Origin of the sequence: Micromonospora echinofusca (genome assembly GCF_017614955.1) — a bacterium.
Taxonomy (GTDB): Bacteria; Actinomycetota; Actinomycetes; order Mycobacteriales; family Micromonosporaceae; genus Micromonospora; species Micromonospora echinofusca_A.
In genome coordinates this window covers 1-15,028 of record NZ_WVUH01000175.1, presented here as the reverse complement: position 1 = coordinate 15,028, position 15,028 = coordinate 1, and the positions used below count along the sequence as shown (strand labels likewise).

Annotated in this window: 10 protein-coding genes and 2 pseudogenes; 5 read left to right on the top strand and 7 right to left on the bottom strand. The window is 73.6% G+C overall.

What is annotated here, in order from left to right; genetic code table 11:
• Both GSF22_RS19620 and GSF22_RS19615 read right to left on the bottom strand, forming a co-directional pair.
• Nucleotides 1–1,189: sensor histidine kinase (locus tag GSF22_RS19620; RefSeq protein WP_208815171.1), on the bottom strand; the 1,189-nt coding region annotated here is incomplete at its 3' end.
• Nucleotides 1,186–1,857: a response regulator transcription factor gene (locus GSF22_RS19615; protein ID WP_208815170.1), complete on the bottom strand. Its 672-nt coding sequence runs from the start codon at nucleotides 1,855–1,857 to the stop codon at nucleotides 1,186–1,188. The genes GSF22_RS19620 and GSF22_RS19615, both read right to left, overlap by 4 nt.
• Before the next feature lie 147 nt (nucleotides 1,858–2,004).
• Here GSF22_RS19615 and GSF22_RS19610 point away from each other — a divergent pair, with 147 nt between their 5' ends.
• Entirely contained in the window at nucleotides 2,005–3,243 is a 1,239-nt protein-coding gene (locus GSF22_RS19610) for a C39 family peptidase (protein WP_208815169.1), read from the top strand.
• A gap of 28 nt (nucleotides 3,244–3,271) precedes the next feature.
• Here the strand turns inward: GSF22_RS19610 and GSF22_RS19605 are convergent, their stop codons facing one another.
• Nucleotides 3,272–4,606, bottom strand: coding sequence for an outer membrane protein assembly factor BamB family protein (locus GSF22_RS19605; RefSeq protein WP_208815168.1), 1,335 nt, complete (start codon nucleotides 4,604–4,606; stop codon nucleotides 3,272–3,274).
• 141 nt (nucleotides 4,607–4,747) lie between these two features.
• Here GSF22_RS19605 and GSF22_RS19600 point away from each other — a divergent pair.
• Nucleotides 4,748–5,993 (top strand): annotated as a pseudogene (locus GSF22_RS19600) (hypothetical protein); the annotation flags it as partial.
• Nucleotides 5,994–6,040: 47 nt separating this feature from the next.
• Nucleotides 6,041–6,556: pseudogene (locus GSF22_RS36150) on the top strand (hypothetical protein); the annotation flags it as partial.
• Between the two features lie 92 nt (nucleotides 6,557–6,648).
• Here GSF22_RS36150 and GSF22_RS19595 read toward each other — a convergent pair.
• Together GSF22_RS19595 and GSF22_RS19590 are read right to left on the bottom strand one after the other, a co-directional pair.
• The gene (locus GSF22_RS19595; RefSeq protein ID WP_208815167.1) at nucleotides 6,649–8,511 is read right to left on the bottom strand and encodes a hypothetical protein; all 1,863 of its coding nucleotides are present in this window, start codon (nucleotides 8,509–8,511) and stop codon (nucleotides 6,649–6,651) included.
• Nucleotides 8,463–10,394, bottom strand: coding sequence for a hypothetical protein (locus tag GSF22_RS19590; RefSeq protein WP_439957793.1), 1,932 nt, complete (start codon nucleotides 10,392–10,394; stop codon nucleotides 8,463–8,465). The genes GSF22_RS19595 and GSF22_RS19590 overlap by 49 nt, the downstream gene beginning before the upstream one ends.
• Nucleotides 10,395–10,667: 273 nt before the next feature.
• Between GSF22_RS19590 and GSF22_RS19585 the strand changes: the two genes are divergently transcribed.
• Nucleotides 10,668–11,822, top strand: a complete 1,155-nt coding sequence (locus tag GSF22_RS19585; RefSeq protein WP_208815172.1) for a hypothetical protein — start codon at nucleotides 10,668–10,670, stop codon at nucleotides 11,820–11,822.
• Nucleotides 11,823–11,915: 93 nt separating this feature from the next.
• Here GSF22_RS19585 and dxs read toward each other — a convergent pair whose 3' ends face one another.
• Complete coding sequence (gene dxs / locus GSF22_RS19580) at nucleotides 11,916–13,883, bottom strand: 1-deoxy-D-xylulose-5-phosphate synthase (RefSeq protein ID WP_208815166.1); 1,968 nt, start codon at nucleotides 13,881–13,883, stop codon at nucleotides 11,916–11,918.
• A gap of 130 nt (nucleotides 13,884–14,013) precedes the next feature.
• On the opposite strand from dxs, the gene GSF22_RS19575 reads away from it, so the two are divergent.
• Nucleotides 14,014–14,256, top strand: coding sequence for a hypothetical protein (locus tag GSF22_RS19575; protein WP_208815165.1), 243 nt, complete (start codon nucleotides 14,014–14,016; stop codon nucleotides 14,254–14,256).
• On the opposite strand, the gene GSF22_RS19570 is transcribed toward GSF22_RS19575, so the two are convergent.
• The coding region (locus GSF22_RS19570) for an anhydro-N-acetylmuramic acid kinase (RefSeq protein WP_208815164.1) at nucleotides 14,236–15,028 on the bottom strand (793 nt) is incomplete at its 5' end. The two genes, GSF22_RS19575 and GSF22_RS19570, sit on opposite strands and share 21 nt — an antisense overlap.

The following is a 15,028-nucleotide window of genomic DNA, read 5'->3' as shown; positions in this document are numbered from 1 at the left end:
GGCCACCACCGGGCTGGGCCACCACCCGGACACTGCCGCCGTGCGCGTCACAGACCGCGCGCACGATGGAGAGGCCGAGACCCGACCCACGGGCGCCGGTACGCTCCCGGCCGCCACGACGGAACGGTTCGAAGAGTCCCGGCACGTCGGCCTGGTCGACCTCGAAGCCGGTGTTCCCCACCACCAGCCAGGACTCGATCCCGTCCGAGCCGGTACGGATCCAGAGCCGCCCGTGCAGGTGATTGTAACGGACCGCGTTCTCCACCAGGTTGCCGGCCAGTCGGTCCAGCAGCCCCGGATCGCCGACCACCGGGGCGCGGCGGAGCGCGGTGTCCACGGTGAGGCCGATCCGGTCCACCTCCCGGCGCATCGAGGACAGCGCGTTACGCGCCCCGTCGGCCAGGTCGGTCTCCACCTTGCGGCCGAGCCGCCGACCCGACTGCGCCTCACTGCGCGCCAGCACCAGCAGCGCGTCCACCAGCCCGTTGGCCCGCTCCGAGGCGTCCCGGACCACGGTCGCCATCCGCCGGAACTCGGCCACGTCGGCCTCGTCGTCGGTGAGCGTCACGTCGATCTCGGTACGCATCACCGCCAACGGCGTACGTAGCTCGTGCGAGGCGTTCGCGACGAACCGCTTCTGCGACTCGAACGCCTCGGCGATCCGGTCGAGCATCGCGTCGAAGGTCTCCGCCAGTTCGGCCACCTCGTCGTCCGCACCGGCGTAGCCGATCCGCTGGTCCAGGGTGGCCTCGCCGAGCCGGCGGGCGGTCGAGGTGACCTGGTGCAGTGGGCGCAGCGCCCGACCGGCCACGACGTACGCGCCCGCCACCCCGACCACGCTGATGGCCAGCAGCGCCCCGAGTCCCTTGACCAGCAGTTCCTGCGAGGCGGCGGCGACCAGTTGCTCCTGCCACTGTCCGGCGTCGACGGTGCTGCCGTTGGCGAGGACCACGATGGTGCCGGGCTGCAACTCGTCGGTGGGGCGCAACGCGTCCCGGACCAGCAGCCAGGCCAGCACCACCAGGATGGCCCCCGCGCCGACCAGGAGCACCCCGTTGAGCAGGGTCAGCCGCAGCCGCAGGGTGGGTCGGAACCGCAGGTCGGGCCGCAGGCGGAGCCCGGACGGCAGGCGGAACCGGGGTCGGGACCGGGGCCGGGAGCGGAGCCGGCGGGTCAGGTAGACGGTCATCGCTCGTACGCCTCGGGCATCCGGTAGCCGGCGCCGACCACCGTCTCGATCAGCGGTGGTTCACCGAGCTTCTTGCGCAGCGTCATCACGGTGACCCGGACGATGGTGGTGAACGGGTCGGTGTTGGCGTCCCAGACCCGCTCCAGCAGTTCCTCGCTGGAGACCACCGCACCCCGGGCCTTGAGCAGTTCGGCCAGTACCCCGAACTCCTTGTTGGTCAGGTCGAGCGGGACGTCGGCCCGGGTGACCACCCGCTTGGCCGGGTCGAGCACCAGGTCGGCGACGGCGAGCACCGGCGGTGCGGCCGGGGTGGCCCGCCGGCCGAGTGCCTGCACGCGGGCCACCAACTCCTGGAAGGCGAACGGTTTGGGCAGGTAGTCGTCGGCGCCGAGTTGCAGCCCTTCGACGCGGTCGGCGACGGTGCCGCTCGCGGTGAGCATCAGCACCCGGGTGAGGGTGCCCGACGCGGCCAGCTCCGCGCAGATCTGGTCGCCGTGCATGCCGGGCAGATCGCGGTCGAGGACGACCACGTCGTAGCGGGTGACGAAGGCCATCTCGTGGCCCGCCGATCCGTCGTAGGCGACGTCCACCGCCATCCCCTGCCGGCGCAGCCCCCGCGCGATCGCGTCGGCCAGCGGACGTTCGTCCTCGACCACCAGTACCCGCACCCCGGTCTCCCTCCCGCACCCGTCGACGACAACCTAGTCCGGCCCGGCAAACCGCAGGTAGGCCCGCGCACCCTGGAGACCGTTGCAAAAAATCTTCGGGTACGACATGCTTCGCGGCATCCTCCTACACGTCGCCCCGGGAGTGTCATGTCCGGCCCTGCGCCCGCCCCGACCGGTCGGAACCTCGCCTACCACGGGTTCCGCACCCTCCCGGACCTCGCCACCGGGACCGCCGACGGGCTGCGGGTCGACGCCACCGGCCTGCTCCTCGCCCGGCCGACCGGGTCACGGGAGTACACCGACCCGCACACCGGCCGGACCGGCCGGTACGAGTACGCGAGCTGGACCTCACCGCCGGTGCTCACCGGGTTCCCGGTCCGGGAGGTCATCCCGTCCTGGACCGCCGACACGCCGCCGGGCTGCTGGCTGGAGGTGGAACTGCGTGGCCACGACGGCACCACCGGGGTCACCGGCTGGTACGTCCTCGGCCGCTGGGCCGGCGACGACGGCACCATCCACCCCACCTCGGTACCCGGGCAGCAGGACGACGACGGTCGGGTGCAGACCGACGTGCTGGTCCTGGCCGGTACCCGGGACGTGCCCGGCTGGCAGGTCCGGGTGACGCTGCTACGCCCGACCGGCTCGACCGGTACCCCGGTGCTGCGCTCGGTCGGCGCGCTCGCCAGCGGAGAGCACGGCGGGACGGCCGGAACCGGCGGAACGTCTGTCGCACCGACCGGGCCGGCGGACGACGCGCAGACCGGGCCGGCGAACGGGACGGTCCTCGACGTGCCCCGGTTCTCCCAGCGGCTGCACGCCGGGCACCACCCGCAGTGGGGCGGTGGTGGGGACTCCTGGTGCAGCCCCACCTCGGTGTCGATGGTGCTCGCCTGGCACGGTGCCGGGCCGGTGCCCGAGGAGTACGCCTGGGTCGACCCGGCGGACCCCCGCCCGGTCGTCGACCACGCTGCCCGGCACTGCTTCGACCACGCCTATGCCGGGGCCGGCAACTGGCCGTTCAACACCGCCTACGCCGGTCGGTACGGAATGGACGCGTTCGTGACCCGGCTGCGCAGCCTGGCCGAGGCGGAACCGTTCGTCGCCGCCGGACTGCCCCTGGTGCTGTCGGTCGCGTACGCGGTCGGCGACGTGCCCGGCCTGGACTACGACACCCGTGGACACCTGCTGGTGCTGGTCGGGTTCACGGGCGACGGGGACCCGGTGCTCAACGACCCGTACGCGCCGGACGACGCCTCGGTCCGCCGGACGGTGGACCGGGCCCGGTTCGAGCACGCCTGGCAGGTACGGGCCAGTGGCGGGGTGACGTACGTGATCCGGCCGCCGGGCGTGCCGCTGCCGCCCGCCCCCGCCCAGGCCAACTGGTAGCACCGGCAGGCAGTTGGCGCGGCCCGGCTCAGGACACCGGCCAGACCCCGAACGAGCCGTCCATCCGCCGGCAGACCAGCACCCCGGAGCCGGTCTGGCACTCCCCGGAGATGTCCCGGACGGCACCGAGCACCCGGGGCCGGGACTCGGTCGGATCGAGCACGGCGACCAGCATCCGGCGGGAGACCGGATCGATCCGGATCCCGACCACCGGGCCGTCGGTGTCGTGCACCCCGATGCTGGCCAGCATGGCGAGCCGCCAGCGACCGAGGTCGGCCACGACCCGGCCGGTGCCCGGGTCGACCACCCAGACCGGGCCGGCGGAGGTGGCGACGTCGGGGGCGGAGGTCGTCAGCAGGCGGTCCCCGGCGGCCAGGACGAACTGCCAGCGCCGGTCGGCCGCCAGGACCCGACCGGTGGCCGGATCCAGGATCTGCATGCCACCGTCGAGGTGGAACGTGCACAGGTACCGGCCGCAGGGTGCCGGGTGGAACTCACTCAACTGCCCGTCGAGTTGGAGCGACCAGCGCCGCTGGAGGTCGGGGTACCGGTAGGCGGTGACCGTGCCGCCGGTGTCCGTGGCGACCAGCAGGTCGTGCACGCCGACGACGACCCGGTACCCCCGCGACGGCTCCGGAGCGGGCAGCTGCCCCGTTCCGGTCCGCGCACCGGAGTCGGTCCGGTAGGTGGTGAACGTCCCGGTGAGGTCGACGGTGAGCAGCGTCTCGACACCCTGTGGTTGGGGCCGCATCGTCACGGTCACGCCCGACGGCAGGGGCAGCGTCCAGCGCACCTGACCGCTCCGCGGATCGACCGCGCGCAGCGTCTCGGCACCGGTCGCGGCGTCGCCCTCCCAGAACAGCGGCAGGCCAGCGGCGGTGAAACCGTGCGCCCAGCCGGGGTACCTCCAGCGGGTGGCGCCGTCGGCGGCACCCACGGCGATGCTCCACGATCTGGCGTCCGGTCCGGGGCCGCCACTGCCGAACAGGACCAGGAGGTCACCGGTCCGGTCCACGCCCTGGAGTTCGCCCGTGACGGGGAAGGGCAGGGCGATCCGCCACACCTCGTGGGCCTGCGGCAGCCGGTACGCGACGAGCTGCGGGGGCGGGTTGTCCGAGTTGCCGGTGAGGTCCGGTGGGTCGGCGAGCAGCAGCAGGTCACCGGCGAGGTGTACCCGGGCACCGAGCCGCGCCGGCACGGTGGCCTCCGGCAGCGGCTGCGGCGGTACGGCGGCGGAGAGGGCGAGCAGCGTGAGGACGAGCACCCCGGCGACCCGGAGCAGCCGGGTACCCCGCCGGACGGGACGCGGTCCCGGGTCGGGGAGCGGGTCGTCCCGCAGTTCCCCCAGATCGATCAGCGACACGACCGGCCCTCCCCGTACCGAGGTCACGAACGGTGACCAGACCGCTGCGGCAAAACCGTCGAATGCGTCACGGGCCGGCAAACCGTCATCGGTGCGCCTGTAGCATGTCGCGTCGTGGCTGTGCCGGTGGTGGATCCTTCCCTGACCCAAGAGACCGACCCGAAGCAGGAGAGCCGACGCGCTCCCGCCGAACGCCGGCCACGACGCTGGTCCCGGCCGGCGCGGGCCGATCTGCTCGCCATCGGAGCGTACGTCCTCATTGGTGTTCTCGTGTGCGCGAACTACTGGGCGGACATCTCGCACCGGGTGTCGTCGCACCTGCCGACCGACCACAGCTGGTTCGAGTGGCTCTTCTCGCACGGCGCGTACTCGCTGCGCCACCTGGAGAACCCGCTCTTCTCCGCCCGCCAGAACGCCCCGGACGGGGTGAACATGATGGCGAACACCTCGCTGCTCGGGGTGACCCTGCCGCTGGCGCCGCTGACCATGCTGCTCGGTCCGCAGGTGGTGTACAGCCTCTACCTGGGTGGTGCGCTGGCGGCGACCGCCGCCACCTCGTACTGGATGCTCTCCCGCCACCTGGTGCGGTCCCGGGGTGCGGCGTTCGCCGGGGGCGCCTTCCTCGGTTTCGCGCCGGGGATCATCCACCACGCCAACGGCCAGCCGAACTTCGTCTCCAACTTCCTGCTGCCACTGATCGTGGTCCGGGTGCTCCGGCTCGGTGAGCCGGGCCGCTGGCTCCGCAACGGCATCGTGCTGGGCCTGCTGGTGGCGTACCAGATCTTCATCAACGAGGAGATGCTGCTGCTCACCGCGCTCGCCTGCCTGGTGATCGTGGTGGCGTACGCGGTGCAGCGCCCCCGGGCCGCGCTGGCCCGACTGCGTCCCTTCGGTCTCGCCCTCGGTACCGGTGGCGGGCTGGCGCTGCTGCTGACCGGGTACCCGATCTGGTTCCAGTTCAACGGGCCGCAGTCCTACCGGGGCCTCCAGGGTGGGGTGTTCCACAGCTGGGGCGAGGACCTCGCCGCGTTCGTCACCTTCCCCCGGGACAGCATCGCCGGGGTGGAGGCGGTGGAGCGGACCATCGGGCTGACCGAGCAGAACACCTGGTTCGGCTGGCCGCTGGTCGGGCTGGCCGTGCTGGCCGTCGTGCTGCTGTGGCGGTCGTCGCTGGTGGCCCGGATCGCCGCCGTGCTCTGCGTGGTCTTCACGGTGGCCTCACTCGGTCCCCGGATCCGGTACAACGGCGTGGAGACCGAGGTCTACGGCCCGTGGCACTACATCCGGGACGACCTGCCGCTGGTGGAGATGATGATGCCGACCCGGCTGACCCTGGTGGTGGCCGGCGCGGTCGGGGTACTGGTCGCACTGGCCTGGGACGAGGTGGCGCGCAGCCGTAGCGCCGGTACGGAGACCGGGCCGGCCCGCCGGGCCCGGGTCGTCGGGTACGCCGCGGTGGCGCTCGCGCTGCTGCCGCTCTTCCCCCGGTCGCTGCCCGCCCAGTACGTCGAGGCGCCCCCGGAGTTCATCACCTCCGGCGACTGGCGGCCGTACGTGCCCCAGGGGCGGACCCTGGTCCCGGTCCCGGTGCCGAGCAACGTGCACGGACTGTCCACGCTGCGGTGGAGCGCACTGACCCAGCACGAGTTCCCGGTGCCCGGCGGGTACTTCATCGGCCCCGGCCCGCAGGGCGAGGGGGTCTTCGGCGCACCGAACCGGCCGACCAGCACCCTGATCTACTCCGCGATGGACACCGACGTGGTCCCGACGCTGACCGAGGAGAACCGCCGTCAGGTGGTCGAGGACCTGCGGTACTGGCGGGCCTCGGTGGTGGTGCTCGGCGCCCACCCGCGCGAGCGGGTACTGCGGGACCTGATGACCGCCCTGCTCGGTTCGCCGCAGCGGGTACGCGACGCGTGGGTGTGGGACGTCCGCCCGCTGGTCGACTGACCGCTGCCGGCTGACCCCGGACGGACAGCCGGGGTCGACAGCGAAGGCCCCCGGGATCTCCCGGGGGCCTTCCGCGTCTGCCGGGTCGGCCGTCAGCCGACCCGGTCGCGGACGTCCCAGACCCAGGCACCGGAGATCATCCGACCCGGACCGAGCAACTGGTCGAGGGTGTCCTTCACCGGGTAGCCGTGGCGCAGGTGGCCCAGCACCACCACGGCCGCCCGCCAGTACCGCAGGTCCGCCAGGGCCTGGGCGCGCTCGGCGTCGGTGATCGGGGGGACCTGTCCGCTCTGTGCCACCCGGGCGAGCAGCGCTGCGGTGGGCCGGTTCGGGGTACCCCACCGGGCGCGCGGGTTCTGCGGCCCCCGGGGTCCGATGAAGTAGCCGCCGACCACGGTGAACTCCACGCCGGTGCGGGCGGACCAGAACATCCCGGTCAGTCCCTCACCGCCGCTGGTCGGTGGTACCGGCACCAGCGTCCGGCCGGGCGGGACGTAGTCGCGCCACTCGCCGCTGGCGATGAACTGCGGCACCGGCAGCGCCGGTTCGGTCCGGATCGGGGTGGGGGTCAACGGCAGCAGGACCGCCACCACCGCCCCGGTCCAGAGCAGCCGGACCGGCAGCCGGCCGGGTTCGGTGCTTCCCGGCGCGCGCCGGTACACCTCGTCGACGGAGAGCGCCAACAGGATCGCGATCACCGGGATGCAGACCAGCGGGAAGCGGGCCGGTACCGCGAGGTCGAGCAGCGGCAGGTCGGCCACCAGCCGGTACAGACCCGGCAGCGCGGTCTCCCGACCGTCGAAGCGGACCTGGATCCCGAGCCCGAGCAGCGCGAAGACCAGTCCGGTGACGGCCAGCGCCCGGACCGGTGGCCGACGCCACAGCCAGCCCACCACGACCGCGACGAGGACCAGCAGCGCCAGGCCGAAGAAGGAGTTCTCCTCGGTCGGGTTCGGCGACAGTCGGGCGGCCTCCCGGGCGGAACCGCCGATCGACTCGGCGGAGTAGGTGAGGAAGGACAACACGTCCATCGGGTAGGCGTGCGGGTGGAACGGCAGTTCCCGGTAGTGCCGGGGGCCGAGGAACTGGAACCACAGCGGGTACGCCAGCAGCACCAGCGCGGTCGCCGCGCCGATCCCGAGCCGGCGCAGGAAGGCCGGGGCCAGCCGGCGGGCGGTCGACCGGTTGGTGAGGGCGTACACCACCGTGAACAGGCCGGCCGCCATGACCGAGAAGAAGAGCGCCTCCTCACCGAGGAAGACCTGGTAGGTGACGAGGAGCCCGAGCACGACCCCCCGGCGCGGCACCCGGTCGGTGCGCGGGTCGAACACCACCGCGAGGATGACCGGGATCAGGAACAGCGCAACCATGTGCAGGTGGGCGGCGCCCTGCGAGATCATGCCGGGGGCGAAGCCGCAGAACAGCCCGCCGATCGCGGCGGCCACCCGGGAGTCGACGAGCCGTCGGCGCAGCAGGAGGTACCAGGCGGTGGCGGTACCGGCGAAGCAACCGACCACCGCCACCAGGAAGGCGACCTGCGACCCGAACAGCAGGGTCACCGGGGTGAGCGGAATGCCCAGGCCGAGCACCGAGGTGTTGGCCATCAGGTTCACCCCGTCGGGGTAACCCACCTGGGTGCTGTACAGCGGGTGGTCCAGGTCGACCACGGCCCGCGCGGTCCGGGCCAGCATCCACTCGAACAGGGGCTGGTCGCTCGTCTGGTGGAACAGGCGGTCCGACCGGCCCCACTGCCCGCTGGTGACGAAGAGGGCCAGCGCCAGGTAACCGGCGACGACCAGGGCGTCGGGGGCCCACCGGGGCAGGCGTCGGCCGGGTCGGTCCGGGTCAGCCGGGCCGGTGGCCTCGGCCGGGGCGGCACCGTCGGCCGGGGCCGGCGTGCCGCCGGTCAGCTCGTCGTGCCCTGGTCGGTCAGCGACCGTACGTCCCACATCCATACGTCCTGCTCCCGTCGTGCCGGCCCGGCGATCTGCTCGACCGTCCGGCGAAGTGGTCCGGCGTGCTGCTGGTCCACCGGCAGGACCAGGATCGCCGCCCGCCAGTGTCGCAGTTCGTCCAGGGCCCGGCGGCGCCGCCGGTCGTCCAGGTTCTCGGCCCGTCCGGTGGCGGCGACCTCCGCCAGCAGGTCACCGATGCCGCTGGGCCGGCCACCGAACCGGCCGGCGTCGCCGGTGTTGCCGCTGCGGGGTGCGAGGAAGTAGCCGCCGGGGATCTTGAAGTCGAGGTTCTGCGACGCCGCCCAGCGCATCCCGTGCGTGGCGCCCATGCTGGGTACCGGTACCGGCACCAGGGTCTGGTCGGCGGCGACGTACCGGCGCCACTGGCCGGAGGTGACGAAGTCCGGCACGGCGGGCCGGGAGACCACCTGCAACGGCATCGGCACGATCGGCAGCAGGGCGACCACCAGGGCGGCCACCACGACGGTACGGACCGTCCTCGGGTCGGCGACCGGTAGTGCCAGGGCCCGGTCCACGGCCAGCGCCAGGAGCAGCCCGATCGCCACGGTGGTGATCAGGCCGAACCGGGTGGGTACCACCGCGTCCAGCAGCGGCAGGCGGACCAGCCACTCCCAGGGGCCGGTGACCAGTTCCCGGTCCCACCAGGAGACCCGCTCGCCGAGAGAGAGCACCGCGAAGAAGAGCGCGGTGAACGCGAGGGCGCGGACCACCACCTCCCGCCGCAGCCAGACCACGATCCCGACGGCGATCAGCACCAGGCTCCAGCCGAAGAAGGCGTTCTCCTCCGAGTAGTTGGGGGCGAGGTCGAGGTTCGCCCCCTGGTCGCCGCCGATGGTCGGGGACCCGGGCGCGAAGAAGGCGGCGATGTCGTTGCCGTAGCCCTGCACCGTGGCGCTGAGTCCGTGGTACGCCATCGGCCCGGCGAACTGGATGTAGAGCGGGTACGCCAGCAACGTCCCGGCGACCAGCGCGCAGACCGCCAGGCCGGTGCCGAGCGGACGCCAGGTCGCCGACCACAGGTGCCGCCGTTGGGCGAGTACGGCGAGCAGGAAGGCGCCGCAGGCCAGGGCGGTGAAGAGCAGGATCTCCTCGTTGATGAACGCCTGGTACGTGACCAGCAGGGCGAGCACCACCCCGTCCCGGACCGGCCGCCGGCCCCGGGTGAGCAGCAGCACCCGCCACACGATGAACGGCAGCAGGAACTGGGAGATGATGTTGGGATGCCAACTGGCGTGCGACAGCATCGCCGGTGAGAAGCCGCAGAGCCAGCCGCCGACCACGGCCGCCGCCGGGTGCCGCACGACGTGCCGGGACAGCACGAAGTACCAGGCCGAGGCGGTGCCGGCGAGGGCGACCGTGACCAGCAGGACGAAGGTCACCGCCGGGCCGAAGAGCAGCGTGACCGGGACCATCGGGATGCCGAGACCCAGGATGGCCGTGTTGGCCATCAGGTTCACCCCGTCGGGGTGGTTGAACTGGTCGGTGTAGAACGGAAACTCGCCGTGCAGCACCACCCGGACCGAGTGGGCGAGGAAGAACTGCACCTGCGCGGGGTCGCTGCTGTAGAGGGAGGCGACCCGACCGGCCGGGTCCATCCAGAGCTGACTGGTCACCCAGACCGCGACGAGCAGGAAGGCGCCGTACACCGCCAGGTCCCGCCGCCGGTGCGGCCAGCGCCGCCGGGGTCCGGTTCCGGCCGACGCCGCGTCGGTGCCGGCGGCCACGTCGGTGGCCGCCGGTTCGACCCGCTCGGCGGGTCCGGGCGCCGTCCGGGTCCGCGCTCCGGCGCGGTCGCCGGGGGTACCGGCCGGAGTGGTCCCCGGGGTCGGAATCGTGTCGACACGGGGCTGGGCAGGCGTCACAGTCGGCGGAGTCTACCGGAGCACGGGAATTCCCCTAAATTCGTGCGTCTGTCCCTTGTGGTGGTCGTGCCGCCTCTCCGTCCGGTACGGGCCGGCCCCGCACCGGCGGTCGAGGTGCCGCCTTTCGCCCACATTCTGGTCTCGTACGATGTGGCTTCCGCAGAGCAGGCGAGGATCGGGGGCGCACCAGTGGGTTCAGCCCGTCGTCGGGACGGCAGCCGAGGGACGAGTCACGGCGATCGGGGCGGCACCGCTCCCCGGGTCGGTGCGGCGCTGACCCTGACCCTGCTGGTGGCCGCCGCGTGCGGGCCGGTCCCCGAACGGCCGGCGACCCTGCCGGTCGGCTACGACACCCTCGACGGGTCGCTGCGGGTCTGGCCGGCCCGGGGCGGGCTGACCGGTGACCCGGCTGCGGTCACCGCGATCACCGAGGCGGTCCGGGACTGGCGCTCCCCGGTGGACGACCAGGTGCACCTGCCGTCCTCCGGCATCCTCTGGGCCGGGCCGGTCGACGGCCGCCCGCTCGCCCTGGTCGCCGCCGACGTGCCGGGTGGTAGCGCGTCCTGGCTGTTGCAGCTCACCGGCGCCGACGGCCGGTACACGGTCGACCGGGCCGTCGAGTACACCGATCCCGGTTACCTGGTTTACTCCGACGTGCTGCCGGTGCAGTCGGCCGACGGCCGGCGCTACCTGACCTCGGCCCGGGTGGACCGGCTGACCGGTCCGGACGGGGTCGCCCTGACCGGCACCGACGGCCTCACCGGTCCGGTGACCGTGCCGGCCTGCGCGGCGGTACCGGTCACCGCGAGCCTGCGGGCCACCGAGTCGCTGCCCCAGGGTCAGCCCGCCCACCGCCTGCTCGACCTGGGCTCCGCCGTCCCGGCGCCGCGCTACCCGCTGGTCGACGACGTCGCCGGCACCGGCCGGGAGGCACTGGCCGGGTTGGACACCTGCGCGCTCGGTACCGAGGAGGGGCCGTTCGGCAGCCTGGTCCGCCGCGACGGGGAGCGGAAGGTCCCGGCGGCGGCACCCGAATCCTGGCCGGTGGGCTCGGTCACCCTCCGCCCGCTCGGTGAGCTGCCGGCCGGCGTCGGGCCGGTGGGTGAACTGCACGAGCTGAGCTGGCGCAGTGCGACCGGCACCATGACGGCGGTGATGTACCGGGCCGCCCCCGGCGGGCCGGTGGCGGTCTCCCCGGCCGACCGGGCCAACCCGCTCCAGGTGTACGAGGTGCCCGTACCCGGTCGGCCGGTGGTCGTGCTGGCCTGGCGTCCCGGCCCGGACGTCGCGCTCGCGGTGCCACCGGAGCTGCCCCGGCTGGTCGACCGGCCGGGGCTGGTGGTGCTGCCGGCGCCGGTGGAGGACACCACGTTCCGCCTGGCCGAGCCGGGGCGGACCAGTGACCGCTCGGTGGACGGCGACGGCTGACCTCCGCGTCCGCTGCGCCCCGGCAAGGGCCGGGCGCCCGGAGCACCGCTGGCCGGCGGGGACCGGACCTCCGGCCCCCGCCGGTCACGGGCGTCAGTTCTGTGCGCTGCGCTCCGGCGTGCCGAGCCCGCCGGCCGCCAGCCGGACCGGCTCGATCGGCTCGGCGTCGAGCTGGGAGATCCAGCCGGTGACGTCCCGGGCCACGTCCTGCGCGGTCAGCCCCAGGTCACCGAGGATCTGCGCGCGGGTGCCGTGCGGGTGCCAGTCGGCCGGTACGCCGAGGTCCCGCAACGGGACCCGCACGTCGGCGTCCCGCATCGCCTGGGCGAGCGCCGAACCGACCCCGTTGACCCGGACACCGTCCTCGACGGTGACGACGAGCCGGTGCGCGGCGGCCAACTCGACCAACTCGGCAGGAACGGGGCGGACCCAGCGCGGGTCGACCACGGTGACGCCGTATCCCTGCTCGGCGACCCGGTTGGCGACCTCCACGCCGAGCCCGGCGAAGGAGCCGACCGCGACCAGCAGCACGTCCTGCCGCGCCGACTCGGCGAGGACGTCGACGGTGCCGACGCGGCGGACTGCGGGCAGGTCGGCGGCGACCGAACCGGTCGGGAAGCGCAGGATCGTCGGCCCGTCGTCGACGGCGACCGCCTCGCGCAGTTCCTCGCGGAGGGTCGCGGCGTCCCGGGGGGCGGCGATCCGCAGGCCGGGCACCACCCCGAAGACCGACATGTCCCAGATGCCGTAGTGGCTCGGCCCGTCCGGTCCGGTGATCCCGGCCCGGTCCAGCACGAAGGTGACCGGCAGCCTGTGCATCGCCACGTCCAGCAGGACCTGGTCGAAGGCCCGGTTGAGGAAGGTCGCGTAGACCGCCACCACCGGGTGCAGGCCGCCGAGGGCAAGCCCGGCTGCCGAGGTGGCGGCGTGCTGCTCGGCGATGCCGACGTCGTACACCCGCTCGGGGTACTTCCGGGCCAGCTTGGCGATCCCGGTCGGCTCGGCCATCGCGGCGGTGATCCCCACCACGTCCGGCCGCTCGTCGGCGATCGCGACCAGCTCGTCGGCGAAGACCCCGGTCCACTTCACCGACGGGGCGGCGAGCAGCTTGCCGGTCTCCGCGTCGAACGCGCCCGGACCGTGCAGGCAGTCCGCCTCGTCCTCCTCGGCGGGGCGGTAGCCGTACCCCTTGCGGGTGACCGCGTGCACGATCACCGGGCCGCCGAAGTTCTTCGCCGCGCGCAGCGCCGCCTCGACCGCGGTGACGTCGTGCCCGTCGACCGGGCCGACGTACTTGATGCCGAGGTCCTCGAACATGGCCTGCGGGGCGACCACGTCCTTGATGCCCTTCTTGACCGCGTGCAGCACCTCGTACATCGGGCGGCCGACCAGCGGGGTGGAGCCGAGGGCGTCCTTGACCACGTCGAGGACCTTCTCGTAGCCGGGGTTGAGCCGCAGCGTGGAGAGGTGGTCGGCGAGACCGCCGATGGTCGGGGCGTACGACCGGCCGTTGTCGTTGACCACGATCACCAGCGGGTTGCCGGCGGTGGCGATGTTGTTCAGCGCCTCCCAGCACATGCCGCCGGTCAGCGCGCCGTCACCGACCACCGCCACCACGCTGCGCTGCTCGCCGCGCAGGGCGTACGCCTTGGCCATCCCGTCGGCGTAGGACAGGGCGGTGGAGGCGTGCGAGTTCTCGATCAGGTCGTGCTCGCTCTCCGCCTGCGACGGGTACCCGGAGAGGCCGCCCCGCTGGCGGAGCTGGTCGAAGCCGGCCTGCCGGCCGGTGACGATCTTGTGGACGTACGCCTGGTGGCCGGTGTCGAAGAGGAACCTGTCCCGTGGGGAGTCGAAGACCCGGTGCATGGCCAGCGTCAGCTCGACCACGCCGAGGTTGGGGCCGAGGTGGCCACCGGTCCGGGAGACCTTCGCGACCAGGAAGTCGCGGATCTCGGCCGCGAGCACGGTCAACTCCTCGACGGACATCCGCTTGACGTCCTGTGGACCGCGTACCTTGGCCAGCAACCGACCCTGGTTGGCCGAACCGTCGTCAACACTCATAGCGGCAGAGTCTATCGGCCCCGGCCACAACCGCAGCCTGGGCCGAGATCGTTCCCGGCCGACCGGAGGGGCGCCCTGGCGGCCCCCGGCTACGCTTGACCGCCCGTCCCCGTCCGATAGGTGGTACGCGTTGACCACCCCCGTCGCTCCCGGGCCGGGCACCGGCCGGTACGCCACCGGCCAGGTGCTGGCGCTGCTCCTGGTCGCCCTGCTGGCTCTTCCACTGCTCCCGCTCCTGGCCCTCGTGGTGGCCTGGATCCGGCTGCGTGACCGCCGCCGGGACAGGCCGGAGGTCCCCGCCCGGCACCGGGACGACGCGGACGCCCGGCACCGGCACCAGCCGGCGGAGCCGTCAGCCGTCGATCCGCAGTGACCGGGGCGCCACCGGTGCCGGGTGTACCGGCGCCGGGCCGGTCGGGGTCCACGAGCCGAGCACCGCGCCGTACCGCGCGCCGGTCACCGAGGGCAGCGCCCCGGGCAAGCCGTGCCAGGACAGCCAGCCGAGCAGGGCGAACGCGTACGCCTCCTTGGCCTGGGCGGGTACCCCCAGCTCGTCGGTGTCCCGCAGCCGCCACCGGTCGGCCGCCAGCGCGACCAGCCGGGACCGCAGCACCGGGTTGCGCAGGCCGCCCCCACCGGCGACCACCTCGTCCACCCCGTGCCGGGCGCAGGCGTCGGTGACGATCCGGGCGGTCAGCTCGGTGAGGGTGGCCAGCACGTCGTCGGCGGGGACCTGCTCGCCCAGGCCGGCCAGCACGTCGGCCAGGTAGCCGGCGTGGAACAGTTCCTTGCCGGTGGACTTGGGCGGCGGGGCGGCGTAGTACGGCTCGGCGAGCAGCCGGTCCAGCAGCGGCCCGTGTACCCGACCGGCGGCGGCGTACCGCCCGTCGACGTCGCACGGCTGGCCGTGGAACCGCTGGGCGGCGGCGTCGATCAGCGCGTTCGCCGGTCCGATGTCGTACCCGACGACCGGGGCGCCCGGCGCGACCACGGTGAGGTTGGCGATGCCGCCGAGGTTCAGCGCCGCCCGGGGCGGCCCGTCCGGACGGGCCAGCAGCAGCGCGTCGAAGACCGGGACCAGCGGGGCACCCTGCCCACCCGCCGCGATGTCCGCCGCGCGCAGGTCGGACAGGACCGGTACGCCC